The organism is Stenotrophomonas maltophilia group sp. msm1, from assembly GCF_032025805.1.
Classification (GTDB): domain Bacteria; phylum Pseudomonadota; class Gammaproteobacteria; order Xanthomonadales; family Xanthomonadaceae; genus Stenotrophomonas; species Stenotrophomonas hibiscicola.
On record NZ_JAVSKH010000001.1, the window covers coordinates 857,524 to 873,264 of the forward strand.

At 65.3% G+C, this 15,741-nt stretch carries 14 protein-coding genes; 8 read left to right on the forward strand and 6 right to left on the reverse strand.

Annotated elements, in window-relative coordinates; all coding sequences use genetic code 11:
- Positions 1–52 precede the first annotated feature (52 nt).
- The gene (locus tag ROV95_RS03735; protein WP_155760251.1) at positions 53–1,282 is read right to left on the reverse strand and encodes a HEPN domain-containing protein; all 1,230 of its coding nucleotides are present in this window, start codon (positions 1,280–1,282) and stop codon (positions 53–55) included.
- A 1,179-nt stretch (positions 1,283–2,461) separates the two neighbouring features.
- Complete coding sequence (locus ROV95_RS03740; RefSeq protein ID WP_065195982.1) at positions 2,462–4,288, reverse strand: ATP-binding protein; 1,827 nt, start codon at positions 4,286–4,288, stop codon at positions 2,462–2,464.
- Positions 4,289–4,673: 385 nt separating this feature from the next.
- On the opposite strand from ROV95_RS03740, the gene ROV95_RS03745 reads away from it, so the two are divergent.
- From ROV95_RS03745 to ROV95_RS03760, 4 genes are all read left to right on the forward strand, one after another.
- Positions 4,674–5,735 (forward strand): ATP-binding protein, encoded by a 1,062-nt coding sequence (locus ROV95_RS03745; RefSeq protein ID WP_308305905.1) that lies wholly within the window; start codon positions 4,674–4,676, stop codon positions 5,733–5,735.
- A complete protein-coding gene (gene ntrC / locus ROV95_RS03750) occupies positions 5,728–7,176 on the forward strand; it encodes a nitrogen regulation protein NR(I) (RefSeq protein ID WP_155028774.1) in 1,449 nt (482 codons plus the stop codon). The genes ROV95_RS03745 and ntrC overlap by 8 nt, the downstream gene beginning before the upstream one ends.
- Positions 7,177–7,269: 93 nt before the next feature.
- Positions 7,270–7,839 (forward strand): superoxide dismutase family protein, encoded by a 570-nt coding sequence (locus ROV95_RS03755; RefSeq protein ID WP_019661930.1) that lies wholly within the window; start codon positions 7,270–7,272, stop codon positions 7,837–7,839.
- 32 nt (positions 7,840–7,871) lie between these two features.
- Positions 7,872–8,498, forward strand: coding sequence for a superoxide dismutase family protein (locus ROV95_RS03760; RefSeq protein ID WP_227844205.1), 627 nt, complete (start codon positions 7,872–7,874; stop codon positions 8,496–8,498).
- A 206-nt stretch (positions 8,499–8,704) separates the two neighbouring features.
- On the opposite strand, the gene ROV95_RS03765 is transcribed toward ROV95_RS03760, so the two are convergent.
- Positions 8,705–9,592: a hypothetical protein gene (locus ROV95_RS03765; RefSeq protein WP_019661928.1), complete on the reverse strand. Its 888-nt coding sequence runs from the start codon at positions 9,590–9,592 to the stop codon at positions 8,705–8,707.
- Positions 9,593–9,685: 93 nt separating this feature from the next.
- Between ROV95_RS03765 and ROV95_RS03770 the strand changes: the two genes are divergently transcribed.
- Positions 9,686–10,981, forward strand: coding sequence for an acetyl-CoA C-acetyltransferase (locus ROV95_RS03770; RefSeq protein WP_099551602.1), 1,296 nt, complete (start codon positions 9,686–9,688; stop codon positions 10,979–10,981).
- A 92-nt stretch (positions 10,982–11,073) separates the two neighbouring features.
- On the opposite strand, the gene ROV95_RS03775 is transcribed toward ROV95_RS03770, so the two are convergent.
- The 3 genes from ROV95_RS03775 to ROV95_RS03785 form a co-directional block, all read right to left on the reverse strand.
- A complete protein-coding gene (locus tag ROV95_RS03775; protein WP_312543121.1) occupies positions 11,074–12,369 on the reverse strand; it encodes a heme biosynthesis HemY N-terminal domain-containing protein in 1,296 nt (431 codons plus the stop codon).
- A gap of 6 nt (positions 12,370–12,375) precedes the next feature.
- Positions 12,376–13,353, reverse strand: coding sequence for a uroporphyrinogen-III C-methyltransferase (locus ROV95_RS03780; protein ID WP_312543122.1), 978 nt, complete (start codon positions 13,351–13,353; stop codon positions 12,376–12,378).
- 104 nt (positions 13,354–13,457) lie between these two features.
- The gene (locus ROV95_RS03785; RefSeq protein ID WP_171953240.1) at positions 13,458–14,267 is read right to left on the reverse strand and encodes a uroporphyrinogen-III synthase; all 810 of its coding nucleotides are present in this window, start codon (positions 14,265–14,267) and stop codon (positions 13,458–13,460) included.
- 35 nt (positions 14,268–14,302) lie between these two features.
- Between ROV95_RS03785 and ROV95_RS03790 the strand changes: the two genes are divergently transcribed.
- From ROV95_RS03790 to ROV95_RS03800, 3 genes are read left to right on the forward strand one after another with little or no spacing between them, the layout of a single operon-like run.
- Positions 14,303–14,770, forward strand: a complete 468-nt coding sequence (locus ROV95_RS03790) for a YiiD C-terminal domain-containing protein (RefSeq protein WP_008266702.1) — start codon at positions 14,303–14,305, stop codon at positions 14,768–14,770.
- A gap of 32 nt (positions 14,771–14,802) precedes the next feature.
- Positions 14,803–15,228 (forward strand): hypothetical protein, encoded by a 426-nt coding sequence (locus ROV95_RS03795; RefSeq protein ID WP_021204063.1) that lies wholly within the window; start codon positions 14,803–14,805, stop codon positions 15,226–15,228.
- A gap of 57 nt (positions 15,229–15,285) precedes the next feature.
- The gene (locus ROV95_RS03800) at positions 15,286–15,723 is read left to right on the forward strand and encodes a rhodanese-like domain-containing protein (protein WP_014645505.1); all 438 of its coding nucleotides are present in this window, start codon (positions 15,286–15,288) and stop codon (positions 15,721–15,723) included.
- Positions 15,724–15,741 lie beyond the last annotated feature (18 nt).

The following is a 15,741-nucleotide window of genomic DNA, read 5'->3' on the forward strand; positions in this document are numbered from 1 at the left end:
CGGGATTCGAGCTGCCTCAACGTGCCGAGAGCAGTCCGCGCCGCGTTTGAGGTCATGGCTTGATTGCAAGAAAGCGCTTGGCGAACAGGGCGCGCGCCATCGCAGCGTTAACATCTGATTGACTCACTGGGCCCGACAGTAAGGTGAGGGCTTCCTCGAAATTGGAAAAGCGAGTGTAGTTGCGGATATGGAAATTTAGCGTGGTGGCGAAGTAGTTCTGAAGTAAGTAGCAAAACGATTTAGTCAATGAGTTGTCCGATACGCGATGGACGCTAGCGTTTCTGTGCTCGGCGAGCTGTTTAAGAATTGATTCATGGTAATCGCGATCCTCGTACAGAAAAATGCATCGACGCACAAGTTGTTTGTAATCTGCCACGTTCGAGGAGAGGATGGACTCAAGTGCGGACCAGCACTTCAGGAATGCAGCGTCAGGGTCACTTTCATCGAAGCCGCTGGCGAAGCGAATGACCGCTTGTTCCAAGCGGCCGTTGTATGGGCAGTTGCGCATTCTCCGCAAGGTCTTCTTTAGCACATCAACCAGAACGCTTGGCTTCCTGGGGGTGAACGTGATTCTCGGGCTATAATTGGGCTCGTACCAGATCAAATCGGTTGCGACCGAGCCATCAGTATTATGGATCGTATGGAAGTGCCCTGTGCGCAGAACGTTGATGGGCTTGTGTTCTGAGCCAAGCAATGTTTTCTCAAAACTTGGATTCGACAGCAAACATATCAGGCCACGAAGAATTCTCAGCTCCCGATCCGATTTGGCGAACGCCGCGCCAGCGCTCTCCGCCTCTACATCAATTTGAACGAATGAATAGCTGTCAAGGTCTTGGTGAATAATTCCTGTCCGAATCTGTTCTTTTACTAGCTGCACGCGCGCAGATTTGAATTTTCGTGGAAGTGTTTTTCGAAACCGTGCTCGTAACTCACAAATTTGCAAGCTTCTAGGCAGCCATGCGCCATCCGTCGACAGTGTGGTTATAAGGCTAAATTTCTTTAGACCTCCCTTTCGCTGTGCAGATCGCGCGACATTTACTAGGCTGAGCAATTTAGTTGCTGAAATTGGGGCGTTGATCCCGTGCAGGACGTCCCAGATCAAGTCGACTCTGTCGATGCCGTCGTCGGCCTGTTGACCCTGAAGCATCGAGGCCAGGACGGCGATGTCTCCGTGCACGCTCAGCCGTAAGATCCCCACCGCGCCATCCGATAGGCTTACAGACTCCATAACTGATTCAAGGACCGGGTTGGGCTTGCTTCCCTCTGCCCATCGGTATGCCATGCGGTTGTTCCTGCTGTCCGGATATCCGAGTCCAGATTATGGGGATGGCGCCCGGGAGTCCACTGCGAGCGTCGTGCTGCCGTTGGGTCTAGCAGGTGGAGCGGTAGCCGTGTATGTACATTTGAACAGGAGTCGAGCGGATCCAAAGTCACAAACGAGGCTGAGTCGTTGGTGCGGCATTAGCCTTGGGTGGTCGGGCAAATGTTAAATTTAATCGCCCTGTCTAGCCGCAACTAATGGGTACGTATGGAATGAGTGCAAGCATCGGGGTCGCCGCACATCATGGACCTAATCCTCATGTATTAGTGGTATGGCCGGCTCAGAAACGAAGCCTGGATGCAGGTGCGCTTAGATGGAGAGATAGCGCCGTGGTTATGCGAAATGTCCAGTTCTGGCCGGAATCTGACATCAAGCTGGTCGTAGTGTTTGGCCATTGCAACTCCCCAGTAGTACTGGCTTGAAACTCTGATAAAGTTGGACCGAGCTCGAAAGATCCATAAGGAAAGGAAGACAGTATGGCTCGAAACTCACCTGGAGCAGCTGGGCTGGTGGTGGTCGGGTTCCTCGCATTACTTGTCGCAATGTGCAGTGCGGTCGGGCAGCGCGACTCGCAGCGCTCCTCATTGGCTCAGGCACCGGCCGCGCCCCAGGTTCCGACGGAATCCTCTCGTCCGGAGATGACCGAGACGCAGTTTGTGTCAACCAGTACCCTCAACCAACGATCTTCTCCCAACGGAAAGATCATCGGAAGGCTCGCCGGTGGCGATTCCGTTGTGGTGTATGAACGCAAAGGAGAGTGGGCGCGAGTGTCGGCCCAAGGCGTCCCTGCCAAATGGGTCAGCTCGAAGCTACTTTGCAGCGGAAGCGGCTGTTACCGGCCCACTAATCGGCCTGTGTCATCGTCGCGCAAAAATTTGCGGCCTGCCCGTAGCGACTATTCTGATGGGAGCTGTCCGTGCTCTGGATCACGAGTCTGTATTGGTCCCCGCGGCGGACGCTATTGCATTACGTCTGGAGGAAACAAGCGCTACGGTGTTTGACCAAGCGGGCTGCCTACGTCTGCTTCTGGCCGGAAGGGGGCATTTGCCAAAGCTCAGGCTTGGGGAGCAGATATCAAATTCTGGATCTACGGACTCTTATCGGGGGTAACGAAGGCCAGTTTCCGACCCAAAGGGGCATTTAAGCCAACATCTCGCCTAGCCGACGCATCCAACCACGAACTTCGCCATCGGGATCACGCTCTTCCAACATGGCTGCTGTCATGCAAGGGAACGCATGCTGAGCCAACTTTCTCTTGGCGTTGGAGTCTTTAAGCGGACTGCCTACGCCAGCGTGGGCGACAAAAGCCTCCCCGAAGACCTTTGGAACAGCTTTGCCCGCCATGGGGTGATCAGTGACTTCAATCTCAAATCCGAACGCGAGCGCAATTGCGTCCTTGTGCAAGTAGCTCTCAATCTCATGCTTGGTTGTGACGACAGCCCATGACCCGTCCCCACGGTCATTGACCTGCTGCGCGCTTAGGGCATATGCCGGGACATCGCCGTCGTAGATGTGCACCTCCTGCTTGCCTAGGCCCCGCAGGTAGTGGTGATTGACCCAGTGCTCCAGCGTTCCACCGCCTAGGACAACAAATGCAAGTCGCTCATCGGATGAAAGATTTGGCAGGTTGGAGTCGACCTCGTGGAGCGCTTTGGAAAGGGCTTTCAAGGCTAGTACATCGGTTGGACCTTCGACGCACACTAGTACCTGGACCCGGCTGTCAGGCGTTACGCCCAATGCTTCAGCCACCTTACCGAACACGTCGACCCCCGACTCAACCTGCGGCTTTTTCGTGTCGGAGTGGCGAGAGATGTAACGAATGCTCTGCTGGGGTAGCGCCGAGGCAAATCCGGGACTGTGAGTGGTCAATATGACCTGACAGCCGGGGTCTTCTGACAACACCTTGAAGGAGTCGATGAGAATCCGTTGGTTGCTGGGGTGCTGAGCCGTCTCTGGCTCCTCGATCGCGTAGATGATGCTGCGCTTGGTGCTGGTTTTGAGCCGTCGCTCTGCTTCGGCTTTGAAGAAGCTCACCAGCACAAGCCGCCTGACGCCGCTGCCTCGCTTGTTCAACGGTATGCCATCGTCGGTGCTCAAGCCGAGCGAAAACAGTCCCTGCCACTTGGCGGCGGTGGGAGGGCTGAACTCTGGTGTAAGTTCGCTGGCAAGGTTGGGATCGATCGTGGTCAAAGCTCTGTGCGTGTTCTTCGCAATCTCTTCGGCCTTCTCGCGAACCTTTGTTTGGATTCGAGCAATGTCATCTTGGACCTCTGCAATGGCAGCAGCGACGGCTGCCTTCATCGGGCTTTGGACCTCGCTGTCCGAGTCCCGACTGCTCCGATCACTTTGGAAGAGAGCGAACATCGGCAAGTGAGGCTCAATCTGGTCCCAGATACGTTTGACGTCCTCCTTGGACTTGCCGACCGCGATTGCGACCTCTTGAAGCTTGAGGTCGCCAGCGGCCGCCCAAAGTGCGCGGCGCATGCCAGGGTTGCCCTTCAATGCAACCGCCAAGCCAAGATCTTTCACCCTCTTCTGGAGCTCCTTCTCCTTCAATTCCAGCAGGTTGTCGTAATTGGCCGCAGTGGGGTGAAACGCAAGCACCAGCACTTCTGCGGATGGCTTCTTACTGGTGCAGTCGTAGGTTTTACGAATTTTCAGCCGGCCGTCCAAGGTCAAAAGATACTCATCGGCCAACGTGGTATCTGCCCCCGCGTCTAACGTCAGTGTTGGCGGAAGCTCCGAGAACTCACACGTGATCGAAACGGTCTTGTCTACGCTGTGAACATGAGCATCTCCCTGCTCCATGGCCACCACGTCTGCGTTGAAGAATATTTCCAGCGCTTCCAGAATCGCTGACTTGCCGATGTCATTCCGGCCGACAAAAGTAGTCAAGTCGTCCAGTTCGACCCGGATCTCATCCCCATAGCAACGAAAGTTGGTAATGCTGATTGCTTCCAAGCGCATATCTTCGCTCCCCCCTGAGCGCCTTCCATGCAGCCAAGCCAGCCGCCACTAGATAGTGCCTCGAGGCTGCGGAAGCGGCAACCGAGGCAATCTGAGGGCCTGAGCAAGGGCGCTGCCTCCGGCACCTAAGATGGCCCGCTACTCTTAACGCTTCATTCTCACGAATGCGTTCTTGGCTGGCCAAACAGGCGTACGCTCTCATCTGGTTCCGCAGTTCCCTGAACTGTCGAACCTGGGACCCACCCTGAAACTACAGTTCGGCATAGTTCGTACTCATGCGATTAGCCATAGTTGGTGCCTACAGCACTGACTTTGCCAAAGCGTCCACTTTTCTGGCGGAACGTGCTCTGACCCCGAACCCCGCGTTTTGCACTACATTGGTGCAATGTCCGACCCCGCACCGCCGCCGACCCTTGAAGCCCTGGGCACGCCGCTGGCGTGGGCCGGGGCCGATGGCCGCATCATCGGCTGCAATCCGGCCTTCGGCCGCTGGCTGGGCGTCAGCGGGCGCCGCCTGCTGGGCCAGCCGCTGGCTGCACTGGAAGTGCAGGGCGAAGCGCTGGCCCACTTCCTGGCACGCGATGAGCGCGACAGCCTGCGCCTGAACCGGTTGGCGCTGGCGGTGCCCGGCGAGGCGCCGCGCTTCGCCGAGGGCTGGATGAGCCGCCGCGACGATGGCGGCTGGTTGCTGGAGGCACATCCGGTCGACGAATTCCCTGGGCTGGACCCGACGCAGGCCCTGCCCAGCGCGCTCAGCGCGGCGCTGAAGGGCCTGGCCCACGAGCTGCGCAACCCGCTGGCCGGGTTGAAGGGTGCGGCCCAGCTGCTGGCCCGCCGCGCGGCCCAGCGCGAGGCCAGCGAACGCGAACTGATCGAACTGATCGGCTCGGAGATCGAGCGCCTCAACGGCCTGCTCGACCAGCTGCTGTCGCCGGCCCCGGCCGCACCCCACGCCGAACTGAACATCCATGCCGCGCTGGAACGCGTGCTGCGCCTGGCCGAGAACGAGGCCGGCTGGGCAGTACGCCTGCAGCGCGACTACGACCCCAGCATTCCCGAATTCCGTGGCGACGCCGACCGTCTTACCCAGGCGGTGTGGAACCTGGTGCGAAACGCAATCCAGGCCGGTGCCGGCAGCATCACCCTGCGCACCCGCGTGGAGCATGGCGCGCGCATCGCCGAGCAGCTGCACACGCTGGCGTTGCGCCTGGAAATTGCCGACGACGGCCGTGGTGTACCCGAGGAACTGGCCGAGCACCTGTTCCTGCCGCTGGTCAGTGGCCGCGCCGAAGGCACTGGCCTGGGCCTGGCGCTGGCCCAGCAGGTGGCGCGCGAGCACCGCGGCACGCTGACCTACCGCTCGCGCCCGGGCCATACCGTGTTCACCCTGCTGCTGCCGATTGTCAGTGGCGCCGCCCCGGCCGAGGAGGCCCCGCGCGATGTCTGAGTCTTCTTCGTCCCCGCAGCGCATCTGGGTGGTCGATGACGATCGTGCCGTGCGCTTCGTGCTGTGCACCGCGCTGCGCGAGGCGGGCTACCAGGTCGTCGATTTCGACAGCGCTGCGGCAGCCCTGCAGGCCCTGGGCGAAGGCGCGCCGCCGGCGCTGCTGTTCACCGATGTGCGCATGCCTGGCGACGATGGCCTGGTGCTGCTGGACAAGCTCAAGGCCGCGTTGCCGCAGCTGCCGGTGGTCGTGATGTCGGCCTATACCGATGTGGCCAGCACGGCCGGTGCGTTCCGCGGCGGCGCGCATGAATTCCTGTCCAAGCCGTTCGACCTGGACGATGCCGTGGCGCTGGCGCAGCGCGTGCTGCCGGCGGTGGCGCCGGCACTGGCAGCGCCCACGCCTGCGGCGGAAGCGCATGGCGACCAACCGCCGCAACTGGTGGGTGAGACGCCACCGATGCGCGCGCTGTTCCGCGCCATCGGTCGCCTGGCGCAGGCGCCGCTGGCGGTGCTGATCACCGGCGAGACCGGCACCGGCAAGGAGCTGGTGGCCAATGCACTGCATCGCGAATCGCCGCGTGCGCATGGGCCGTTCGTCGCGCTCAATACCGCTGCAATCCCGTCCGAGCTGCTGGAAAGCGAGTTGTTCGGCCACGAGGCCGGTGCCTTCACCGGTGCGCAGCGCCGCCATATCGGCCGCTTCGAGCAGGCCAACGGTGGCACGCTGTTCCTTGACGAGATCGGCGACATGCCGCTGCCGTTGCAGACCCGGTTGCTGCGCGTGCTGGCGCAGGGCGAGTTCTTCCGCGTCGGTGGCCGCGAACTGATCCGCGTCGATGTGCGCGTGGTGGCCGCCACCCACCAGGACCTGGAAGGGCTGGTCGCGCAGGGGAAGTTCCGCGCGGACCTGCTGCACCGCCTCGACGTGGTGCGCCTGCAGCTGCCGCCGCTGCGCGAGCGCCGCGAGGACATCGCGCAACTGGCCAGCACCTTCCTGGCCGCCGCCGCACGCAGGCTGGACACGCCGCCCAAGCGCCTGACCGCCGCCGCACTGCAGGCGCTGCGCGAACACGACTGGCCCGGCAACGTGCGCGAACTGGAAAACGTGTGCTGGCGGATGGCCGCGCTGGCCGCCGCTGACACCATCGGCGTGGCCGACGTCGATACCGCGCTGAACCGTACGCGGGGCGGTCGCGGCAGCATCAGCGGTGCCGATCCAGGCCAGTGGGAAGCGCTGCTGGCCGAATGGGCGCGCCGCCAGCTGGCCGAAGGCGTGGAAGGGCTGCACGCACAGGTGCGTGAGCGGGTCGACCATGCGCTGCTGGAAGCGGCGCTTCAGATCACCCATGGCCGCCGCGCCGAAGCCGCTGCCCGCTTGGGCCTGGGCCGCAATACCCTTACCCGCAAGCTGGGCGCTGGCCGCCGCCGCGGGGGCCATTGAACGGTCCCTGCACGCGGTCCTCGCGCCTGCTTGCCGAACTGTTGATCGTTCATGGACGATGCAACGCTTAGTGTCACCTGCAAGGAGTCTTCGATGCGTCTGTCCTTTGCCATCCTGCCGTTGTCCGCCGCCGTGCTGCTGTCTGCCTGTGGCAGTACGCCGAAGAAAGCCGAGCCCACCCCGCCGCCGCCGACCGTGGTCAGCGCTGCGAAGCAGGGCGAGGCCAATCTCGCGCCGGCCTCGGCCAGCATTGTCAGTGGCCGCATCGCACTGATGGTGGAGCCCGGCGGCATGCACATCACCGGCCTGGTCGGTGGCCTGCAGCCGATGCAGCAGGCCGGCTTCCACATCCATGAGCGCGGCGACTGCAGTGCGGTGGATGCCAGCAGTGCCGGCAATCATTTCAATCCCGGTGGCGCTGCGCATGGCCGCGCCGGCACCGGCAAGCACCACCTGGGCGACATGGACAACCTGCGTGCCGACGCCCAGGGCCGCGCCAACGTCGATATCCACCTCAAGGGCGTTACCCTTGGCGGAGGCGCCGCCACCGATATCGCCGGACGTGCACTGGTCGTGCATGCCAACGCCGACGACTATCGCAGCCAGCCCGCCGGCAATGCCGGCGTCCGCATCGCCTGTGGCGTGATCCGGGTCGTCCGCTGATCACTGCAGGCATCATCGAGGGAGAGATTCCAATGCGTCTGATCCACACTTCGCTGTTTGCGGCCATCGCCGCGCTGGGCCTGGCGGCCTGCAACCAGCAGCCGGCCGCGCCGCAGGCCGAAACCCCGCCGGCCGCGCCGGCCGACGGCGCCACCACCGGACCGGCGGCAACTCCGGAACCGGCTGCGGCACCGGCGGCCGATGCTTCGGCAACGGCCGAGCTGGCACCGACCCAGGGCAACGAGACCAAGGGCAGCGTCACCTTCAAGGTGGTTGATGGCAAGGTGCACGTGACCGGCCAGGTTACGGGCCTGAAGCCGGGTAGCGAGCACGGTTTCCACATCCACGAGAAGGGCGACTGCAGCGCGCCGGACGGCATGAGTGCCGGCGGCCACTTCAACCCGGGCAAGCAGGACCACGGAAGCGTGGCGGCCGATCCGCACCACGGCGGCGACATGCCCAACATCAAGGCCGACGACAAGGGCGTGGCCACCATCGACGGCCCGGTGTCGAGCAACGTCAACATCGGCAAGGGTGATGACTTCGACATCATCGGCCGCGGCCTGATCGTCCACGCCGATGCGGATGACTACAAGACCCAGCCGACCGGCAACGCCGGCGCGCGCCTGGCGTGTGCGGTGATCCAGAAGGCCCCGTAAGGACGCTTTTGCTGGAAACGGAAAACGCCGGCGCAAGCCGGCGTTTTTCTTTGCATCGCTTCCTGTAGAGCCGAGCCCATGCTCGGCTGCTATTCGGTGGACCTGAGCCGAGCATGGGCTCGGCGCTACACGCACGGCGGTCGCGCCCCGGCGAAACGCAATTGCACGGTAGCGCCGGGCCATGCCCGGCGGTGCGCATCCGCAGATCAGCGCGCCAGCAGCTCGCGCGCGTCCTGCCCGGCCTCGCAGTGCACGAACAGCACCGGCACGCCGTGTGCCTCCAGCACCGCAGCCATCTGCCGCTGGCGCATCAGGAACTGTTCGTAGATGCCCTTCAGGCGGTCGCAATCGTTCTTGCTGTGGTTGTAGTGCGCGCACCAACCGGCCGGGTCGAACAGTGCCATGCGTGCTTCGCCGTGCGTATAGCGCAGCAGCGGCTCGGGCGCGGCATTGAGCCACTCGTCCTCGCCCGGCGCCATGATCGCGGTCTCGATCAGCGGCCACAGCGCGGCCAGGCCCTGGTTGTCGTACTGCATCGACATCATCGCGGCCAGATCGTTCACGGTGAAGTAGCGTGCGTGTTCGATCCGCGCACCGAAGCTGTTCTGCGCCATCAGCGCGGTGTCGGCATGCGCCATGCCGTTGGCGAGCAAGGTGTCTTCCAGCGCATGCGCGACCGCGTTGGTGGTGGCCACATCGCTGCCGGTCAGCAGGAACGGCACCACGCGCAGGCCACCGCCAACCAGGCTGGCATCGGCCTGGAACGGCAGCGGCACGTCACCCTCGGCATCGGTACCGAAGGCCAGCAGGCGCGGGCCTTGGTTGCGGCCCGGAGCACGCATCTGCAGTTCTTCCAGGCGGCGATGGATCGGCCAGCCCGGGCGCAGCACTTCGGCCGGGTCGAAATGGGCGGCGGCGAACACCAGGTCCAGCTCGGCTACCTGTGGCACCAGCTTGGACAGGTCACGGCCGACGCGTTCGGCCAGTTCACCGGCCTGTTCTGCGCTGAGCACCGCCTGGCGGGGGATTTCACCGCCGGCCAGTTCCAGGGCCAGCACGCCAAGGGCATTCATCGCGGGGTCGGGTTTGCTCATGGTTCCACGGTTGGCCCATCACAGGGCGGCAGCTACACTTGGCTCCATTATGCCTGCTCCGCCGTGCAGGCCATGTTGCAGACACCCTCATCCATGCCAGGTATCTCCATGCCCAACGCTCGTCCCGTCGCCATCCTCGGTGGCGTCCGCATTCCGTTCTGTCGCCAGAACACCGCGTATTCGGATGTCGGCAACCTCGGCATGTCGGTCCGTACGCTGGGTGCGCTGGTCGAACGGTTCGGCCTGCATGGCCAGCAGCTGGGTGAAGTGGCAATGGGTGCGGTGATCAAGCACTCCAGCGACTGGAACCTGGGCCGCGAAGCCACGCTGTCCTCCGGCCTGTCGCCGCTGACCCCGGGCATCACCCTGCAGCGCGCCTGCGGTACCTCGCTGGACAGCATCATCACCGTGGCCAACAAGATCGCGCTGGGCCAGATTGAATCGGGCATCGGTGGTGGTTCGGACACCACCTCCGACGTGCCGATCGTCTACGGCAAGAAGCTGCGTGCACGCCTGCTGGCCGCCAACCGCGCCAAGAGCACCGGCGACAAGATCCGCGCACTCACCGCTGGCTTCAAGTTCTCCGAGCTCAAGCCCGAGTTCCCGGGCGTGGCCGAGCCGCGCACCGGCAAGAGCATGGGCGACCACTGCGAGGACATGGCCAAGGAGTGGAACATCTCGCGCGACTCGCAGGACGAGTGGGCGGTGTCCTCGCACAAGAAGCTGGCTGCCGCCTATGAGCGCGGATTCTTCAACGACCTGATCGCACCGTTCCGTGGCGTCGAGCGTGACAACATCCTGCGCCCGGATACCTCGCTGGAAAAGCTGGCGACGCTGAAGCCGGCGTTCGACAAGGTCTCCGGCCGTGGCACGCTCACCGCCGCCAACTCCACCCCGCTGACCGATGGTGCCGCTGCGGTACTGCTGGCCAGCGAAGAGTGGGCACGTGCGCACGGCCATGAGCCGCAGGCCTATCTGCGCGATGCGCATGTCTCTGCGGTGGACTTCGTGCATGGCGAAGGCCTGCTGATGGCACCGACCGTGGCCGTGCCGGAGATGCTCAAGCGCAATGGCCTGACCCTGCAGGACTTCGACATCTACGAGATCCACGAGGCCTTCGCCGCGCAGGTGCTGTGCACCCTGCGTGCGTGGGAGAGCGAGGATTACTGCCGCAACCGCCTGGGCCTGGATGCACCGCTGGGTCGCATCGACCCGGACAAGATCAACCTGCTGGGTTCGTCGCTGGCCACCGGTCATCCGTTCGCCGCCACCGGCGCACGCGTGATCGCTACCGCCGCCAAGCAGCTGGCCGAACGCGGCGGTGGCCGCGCGCTGGTGTCGATCTGCACCGCCGGCGGCATGGGCGTGGTGGCGATCGTCGAACGCTGATCGCTGCGACTACCGGGTTCCACATATGAAAACGCCGCCCGGTGGGCGGCGTTCTTTTTCTCCGGTGGGTGCCGACCGTTGGTCGGCACGCTTCACGGCAACCGCGGGTTGCCGAATTCGTCGCGCTCTTCGTTGGCGTCATATACCGGGGGCTGGACCGCGATCGGCTGCTCTTCCACCGTGGCGCGCAGCGGCGCTTCGCTGCCGCGTACCAGTTCCACGCTGTCCTCGCCGCGCTGCAGGCGCAGCGCATTGGCCAGGCACTGCGCGGCCAGCGCGTGTTCGCCACGCTGGGCGAACAGTTCACCCAGCGCTTCCCACGCTGGTGCACCGGCGCCCGCGGCGATGGCCTCGTGCAGGAACGTATCGGCGGCATCCCACTGCTGCTGGGCCAGGGCGACGCGGCCCTGCGCCAGATGCAGTGCGGCCGAGCCATCATGCACATTGCGCCAGCGCGCCAAGTTGGCCTGGCGGGTGGCCAGGCGCTCGGCCGGCAGGCGGCCATACAGCGCCACCAGTTCGTCGTCCCAGCGCTGGTCCAGCGCCTGTTCCAGCGCCAGCAGCGCCGGCTCGTCCCAGTCCAGCGCCACGGCGCGGCTGGCATAGGCGCCCACCACGTCCGGGGTAGGGCGCAACGCCTTCGGCGTGGCTTCCCACTGCGCGGCCAATGCGTTGACGTCGGCCGCTTCCAGCAGCGCCTGGGCCGCCAGCCGCGCTTCCAGTTCGCTGCTGGCCTCGGCCGGCAGCACCTTGCTCTGGCGCAGCGCACCCAGCTGGCCATACGCCTCATGGGCGCGGCCGGCCTGTGCCAGTGCCTCGGTGCGCAGCCACAGGCCGCGAGGCGGCAGCGGCTGGATCGCCGCTACGTCCAATGCGTTGATCGCATCGACTGGCAGATCGCGCGCCAGCAGCTGTTCGGCGCGCAGCAGCGCCTGCAGGGTGGCGTCACTTTCGCCCAGGCGCTGCAGCAGCGCCTCGCCGGCGGGGCCGTCGGCCCGTGCCTGCGCGCTGCGCACGGCGGTGGCCAGTGCCACCGCGCTCACTTCCGGGTCCCTGGCGGCGCCGTCCAGCAGTTTTTCCGCGCGCTGCCACTGGCCATGCTCGTAGGCCTGCAGGCCGTCGATCAGGCGCACCCTGCCCTGCTTGCGGCGGTAGCGGCCCCAGGCACGGAACGGTGCAGCGATCAGGCTCCACAGCAGCCACAGCACCAGGACCGTGATCACCGCCAGCAGCGCTACCTTCGGCAGGTTGCTGTGATAGTCGTAGCCGCCGTAGCGCAGGGTCACCTCGCCGAAGCGGTTCAGGTCATCGGCGCCGAGCCATTGCGCGGCGACCACGCCGATGGCCACGGCCAGCAACAGCACGACCAGGGATTGCAGGGGTTTCATGCGGGCTTACCTCCGGTCGGTCTGGGTGCGCAGTTGTTGCAGGGTGCTGCCAAGGACAGCGTCGTTGGCCTGCAGTGGAAGTTCGCGCAAGGCCTTCAGTTCAGCACGTTGCGCGCGCAGGGCCGGTGAATCCGGCCAGCGTCGCTGTGCCCAGTGTTCCACCCGGTCCAGGGCGGAGTTGCGGCCCGCGCGGTCGCCACGCTCGATGGCGGCACGTGCCAGCGTCAGTTCCAGCTGCAGTGCATCGTCGGCGTTGCGCTGTTCGGCGGCCGTCAGTGGGCCGTTCTGGCGGCTGGGGGTGATGTCCACGAACGGGGCCAGGGTGGCCTGCCACCACGGCTTGGCAGCATTGCCGCCGGTCGTGCCGGTGATCTGTGACGGTAGGCCCTGCAGCGCCCGGGCCACAGCATCCAGACGCTGCAGCGACTGCACGCGCGGGCCGCTGCCGAGCGCGTCCAGTGCCTCGCGCTCCTGCACCAGCGCCTGGCGCAGGTTCAGGCCATCAGCGTCGGGCAGTTCGGCCAGTGCGGTGGCCACCTGTGCGTACAGGCGGCGTGCGCCCTCCACGTCGTCGGCATAATTCAGCCGTTGCGCCGCCTGGGTCAGCAGCAGTTCGGCCTCATCGCGCTGTACCGCCTGGCGGCCCTGGTTGGCGCTGTCGGCCAGCTTGGCCAGGTTCTCTTCCAGCAACGCGCTGCGCTGGGAGAGGCCCAGCATCTCGTCGCGCAGCACGCGGTTGGTGGTGGCCGCGTCCTGCAGGCGCTGGCTGGTTGCGCGCTGGTCACGACGCAGCGCATCCAGCGTGGCCTCCAGGCCCTTCAGCTGGACGGCCGTGGTCTGTGCCTGCGCTTCCTGCTCATGCTGTTGCTGCTGCCAGACGTACCAGCCGGCATAGCCGCCCGCGCCAAGCACGACCGCAGCGGCCAGCGGCAGCAACCAGCGCACGGGTCTACGGGGCGGGGAAACGGGCGGAGTCTCGTTCATGGGGCTTCCTTGTCGGCAACGTCGCCGGTCAGGGTCCGGCAGGCCGCATGGTGCACAGCATCACTGTTGCCGACCACAGCGGCAAGCGTGATCCACGTCCCTGTTCAGTTCGCTGCCGGGACGGTGAGCGTGGCGTGTGCAGCGGCCACCAGCTGCGCAGCAGTGGGGCCGGCGCTGCGTGAGATGTGCCGCAGGCCGAGCGACCGCGCCTGTTCGCCGAGGCGGTCGCTGGCAACCACCACGCGGGCAGACGCCCGCAGGCGCTGCTGCCAAGTCGGCGGAAGCTGCTGCCAGAAATGCAGCAGCGCCTCGCCACTGCTGACCGCCAGCACCCACGGCTGCGCTGAATGCGCCAATCGCGCCAGCGTGCGGGGCGAAAGGCGCAGCAGGCGACGCTGGTAGACATCGGCACGTTCGATCGCGGCGCCGGCGGTCTGCAGGTGTGCAGCAATCAGGCCGCGTCCGCCGGGCGCGGTGACCAGTCCGATGCGCAGGCCGCGGACGTCCGCCAGCACCGGCAGCGCCAGCAGCCCCTCGCTGTCCATCCGCTGCGGCGCATGCACCCCGGCGACGCCGTGCTCCCGCAGCGCGCGCGCGGTGCCTTCGCCCACGGTCAGCCACGGGCTGCGTTGCGCCTTGGCCAGCGGCAGCAGGGTGGCGGCCGCGGTAACCGCGGCCGGGCTGGTGAACACCACCCGGTCGCAGTTCAGCGCGCGTTGCAGCTGACGCACCACTGGCATGCCGTTCAAGCGCTGCAGGCGCCAGGGCGGCAGGGCCACCACATGCCCGCCCAGCCCAGCAACGGCGCGGCGCAGCGCGGAATTCTGGCCCTGCGGTCGCAGCGAAATGAAGGTCCAGCCCGGCTCGGAACCGGCGGCGCCAGTGGGTATCGTATGGTCGGCCATTGCCTGCATTATGCGGGCCCTTCGTTGTCGTGGTCGCTGCTCCGATGTCCGTTGATGCTCTGACTTCCTCGCTGGCCGCCCTGCAGGACGTGCTGGACTGCATGCCGGCGGTGCGCGCCATGCAGATCCAGCTCGATGGCTATGCCGATGGCGTGCTGCGCATCACCGCGCCGCTGGCCGCCAACGTCAACGACAAGGGCAACGCCTTCGGTGGCAGCCTGGCCTCGGTGCTGACCCTGTCCGGCTGGGCACTGGTCAGCCTGCGCCTGCGCCTGGCCGGCCACGATGCCGAGGTCTACGTGGCCGACAGCAACCTGCGCTACCTGGCCCCGGTCTACGAAGACCTGCATGCCCATGCCGAAGCGGCCGAAGCCAGCGGCTGGGATGCCTTCCTGAATACCTTCCGCCAGCGCCGCAAGGCCCGCATCAGCATCATCGCCACCCAGCCCGGCGCCGATGGCAAGCCGGCCGCCGAGTTCAGCGGTCGCTTCGTTGCCTTCGCCAAAGGGTAGGATGGCAGGCTGACGTCCTGGGGAAACCACCGATGCGCCGCCTCATCCAGTTCCTGATGTGTTCCCTGCTGCTGGTCAGCGCCGTGGCTTCGGCCGACGACCTCAGCCGCAAGCAGCGCAAGTTGCTGGAAGAGACCCAGATCGCCTACGGCGCCACCATCCGCTGGGGCAGCATGGACGATGCGATCGGCTATCTGGACCCCAAGCTGCGCAAGGAAAAGCCGCCGACCGAGTTCGAGCTCAACCGCTACGCGCAGCTGCGCGTGTCGTCCTACCGCGAGCGCAGCAGCGCCTCGCTGGATGGCGGCCTGGTCGAGCGCCGGGTCGAAATCGGGGTGATCAACCAGAACACCCAGGCCGAACGCACCGTGGTGGTGGTCGAGCGCTGGCGCTGGGACCCGGAAGCCAAGCGCTGGTGGCAGACCGCCGGCCTGCCGGACCTGTGGAAGGGGCAGTGACGGGCCGCGTCCGGCTTGTGCGACAATCGGCGCCCGCTTAATCGACCCGTGACCTGAGTGAATTACGAAGAGTTGCTGGCCTTTGCAGGCCGAAACCCGATGCTGTCCGCGGCCCTGGTCGGCCTGACCGTGGCCATCATCGTCACCGAGATCCGCCGCCTGTTCCGGGGCTTCAAGGGCATCAAGCCCGCCGAACTGACCCAGCTGATCAACGCGGGCGGCACGGTGGTGGTCGACCTGTCGGCCAGCGGTGACTTCGAGAAGGGCCACATTGCCGGCAGCCGCAACGCCCAGGCCAGTGCCTTCGGCCCGGACCACAAGCTGGTGGCCAATGCCAAGCAGTCGCCGGTGGTGCTGGTGTGCCGCAGCGGCAACGCCTCGGAAACCGCCGCCAAGGCGCTGAAGAAGGCCGGCTTCGAGAAGGTCTACGTGCTCGACGGCGGCATTCCTGCCTGGCAGCAGGCCGAGCTGCCGCTGGTCAAGGGCCGCAACTGATTACCGCAGGTGGCGGAT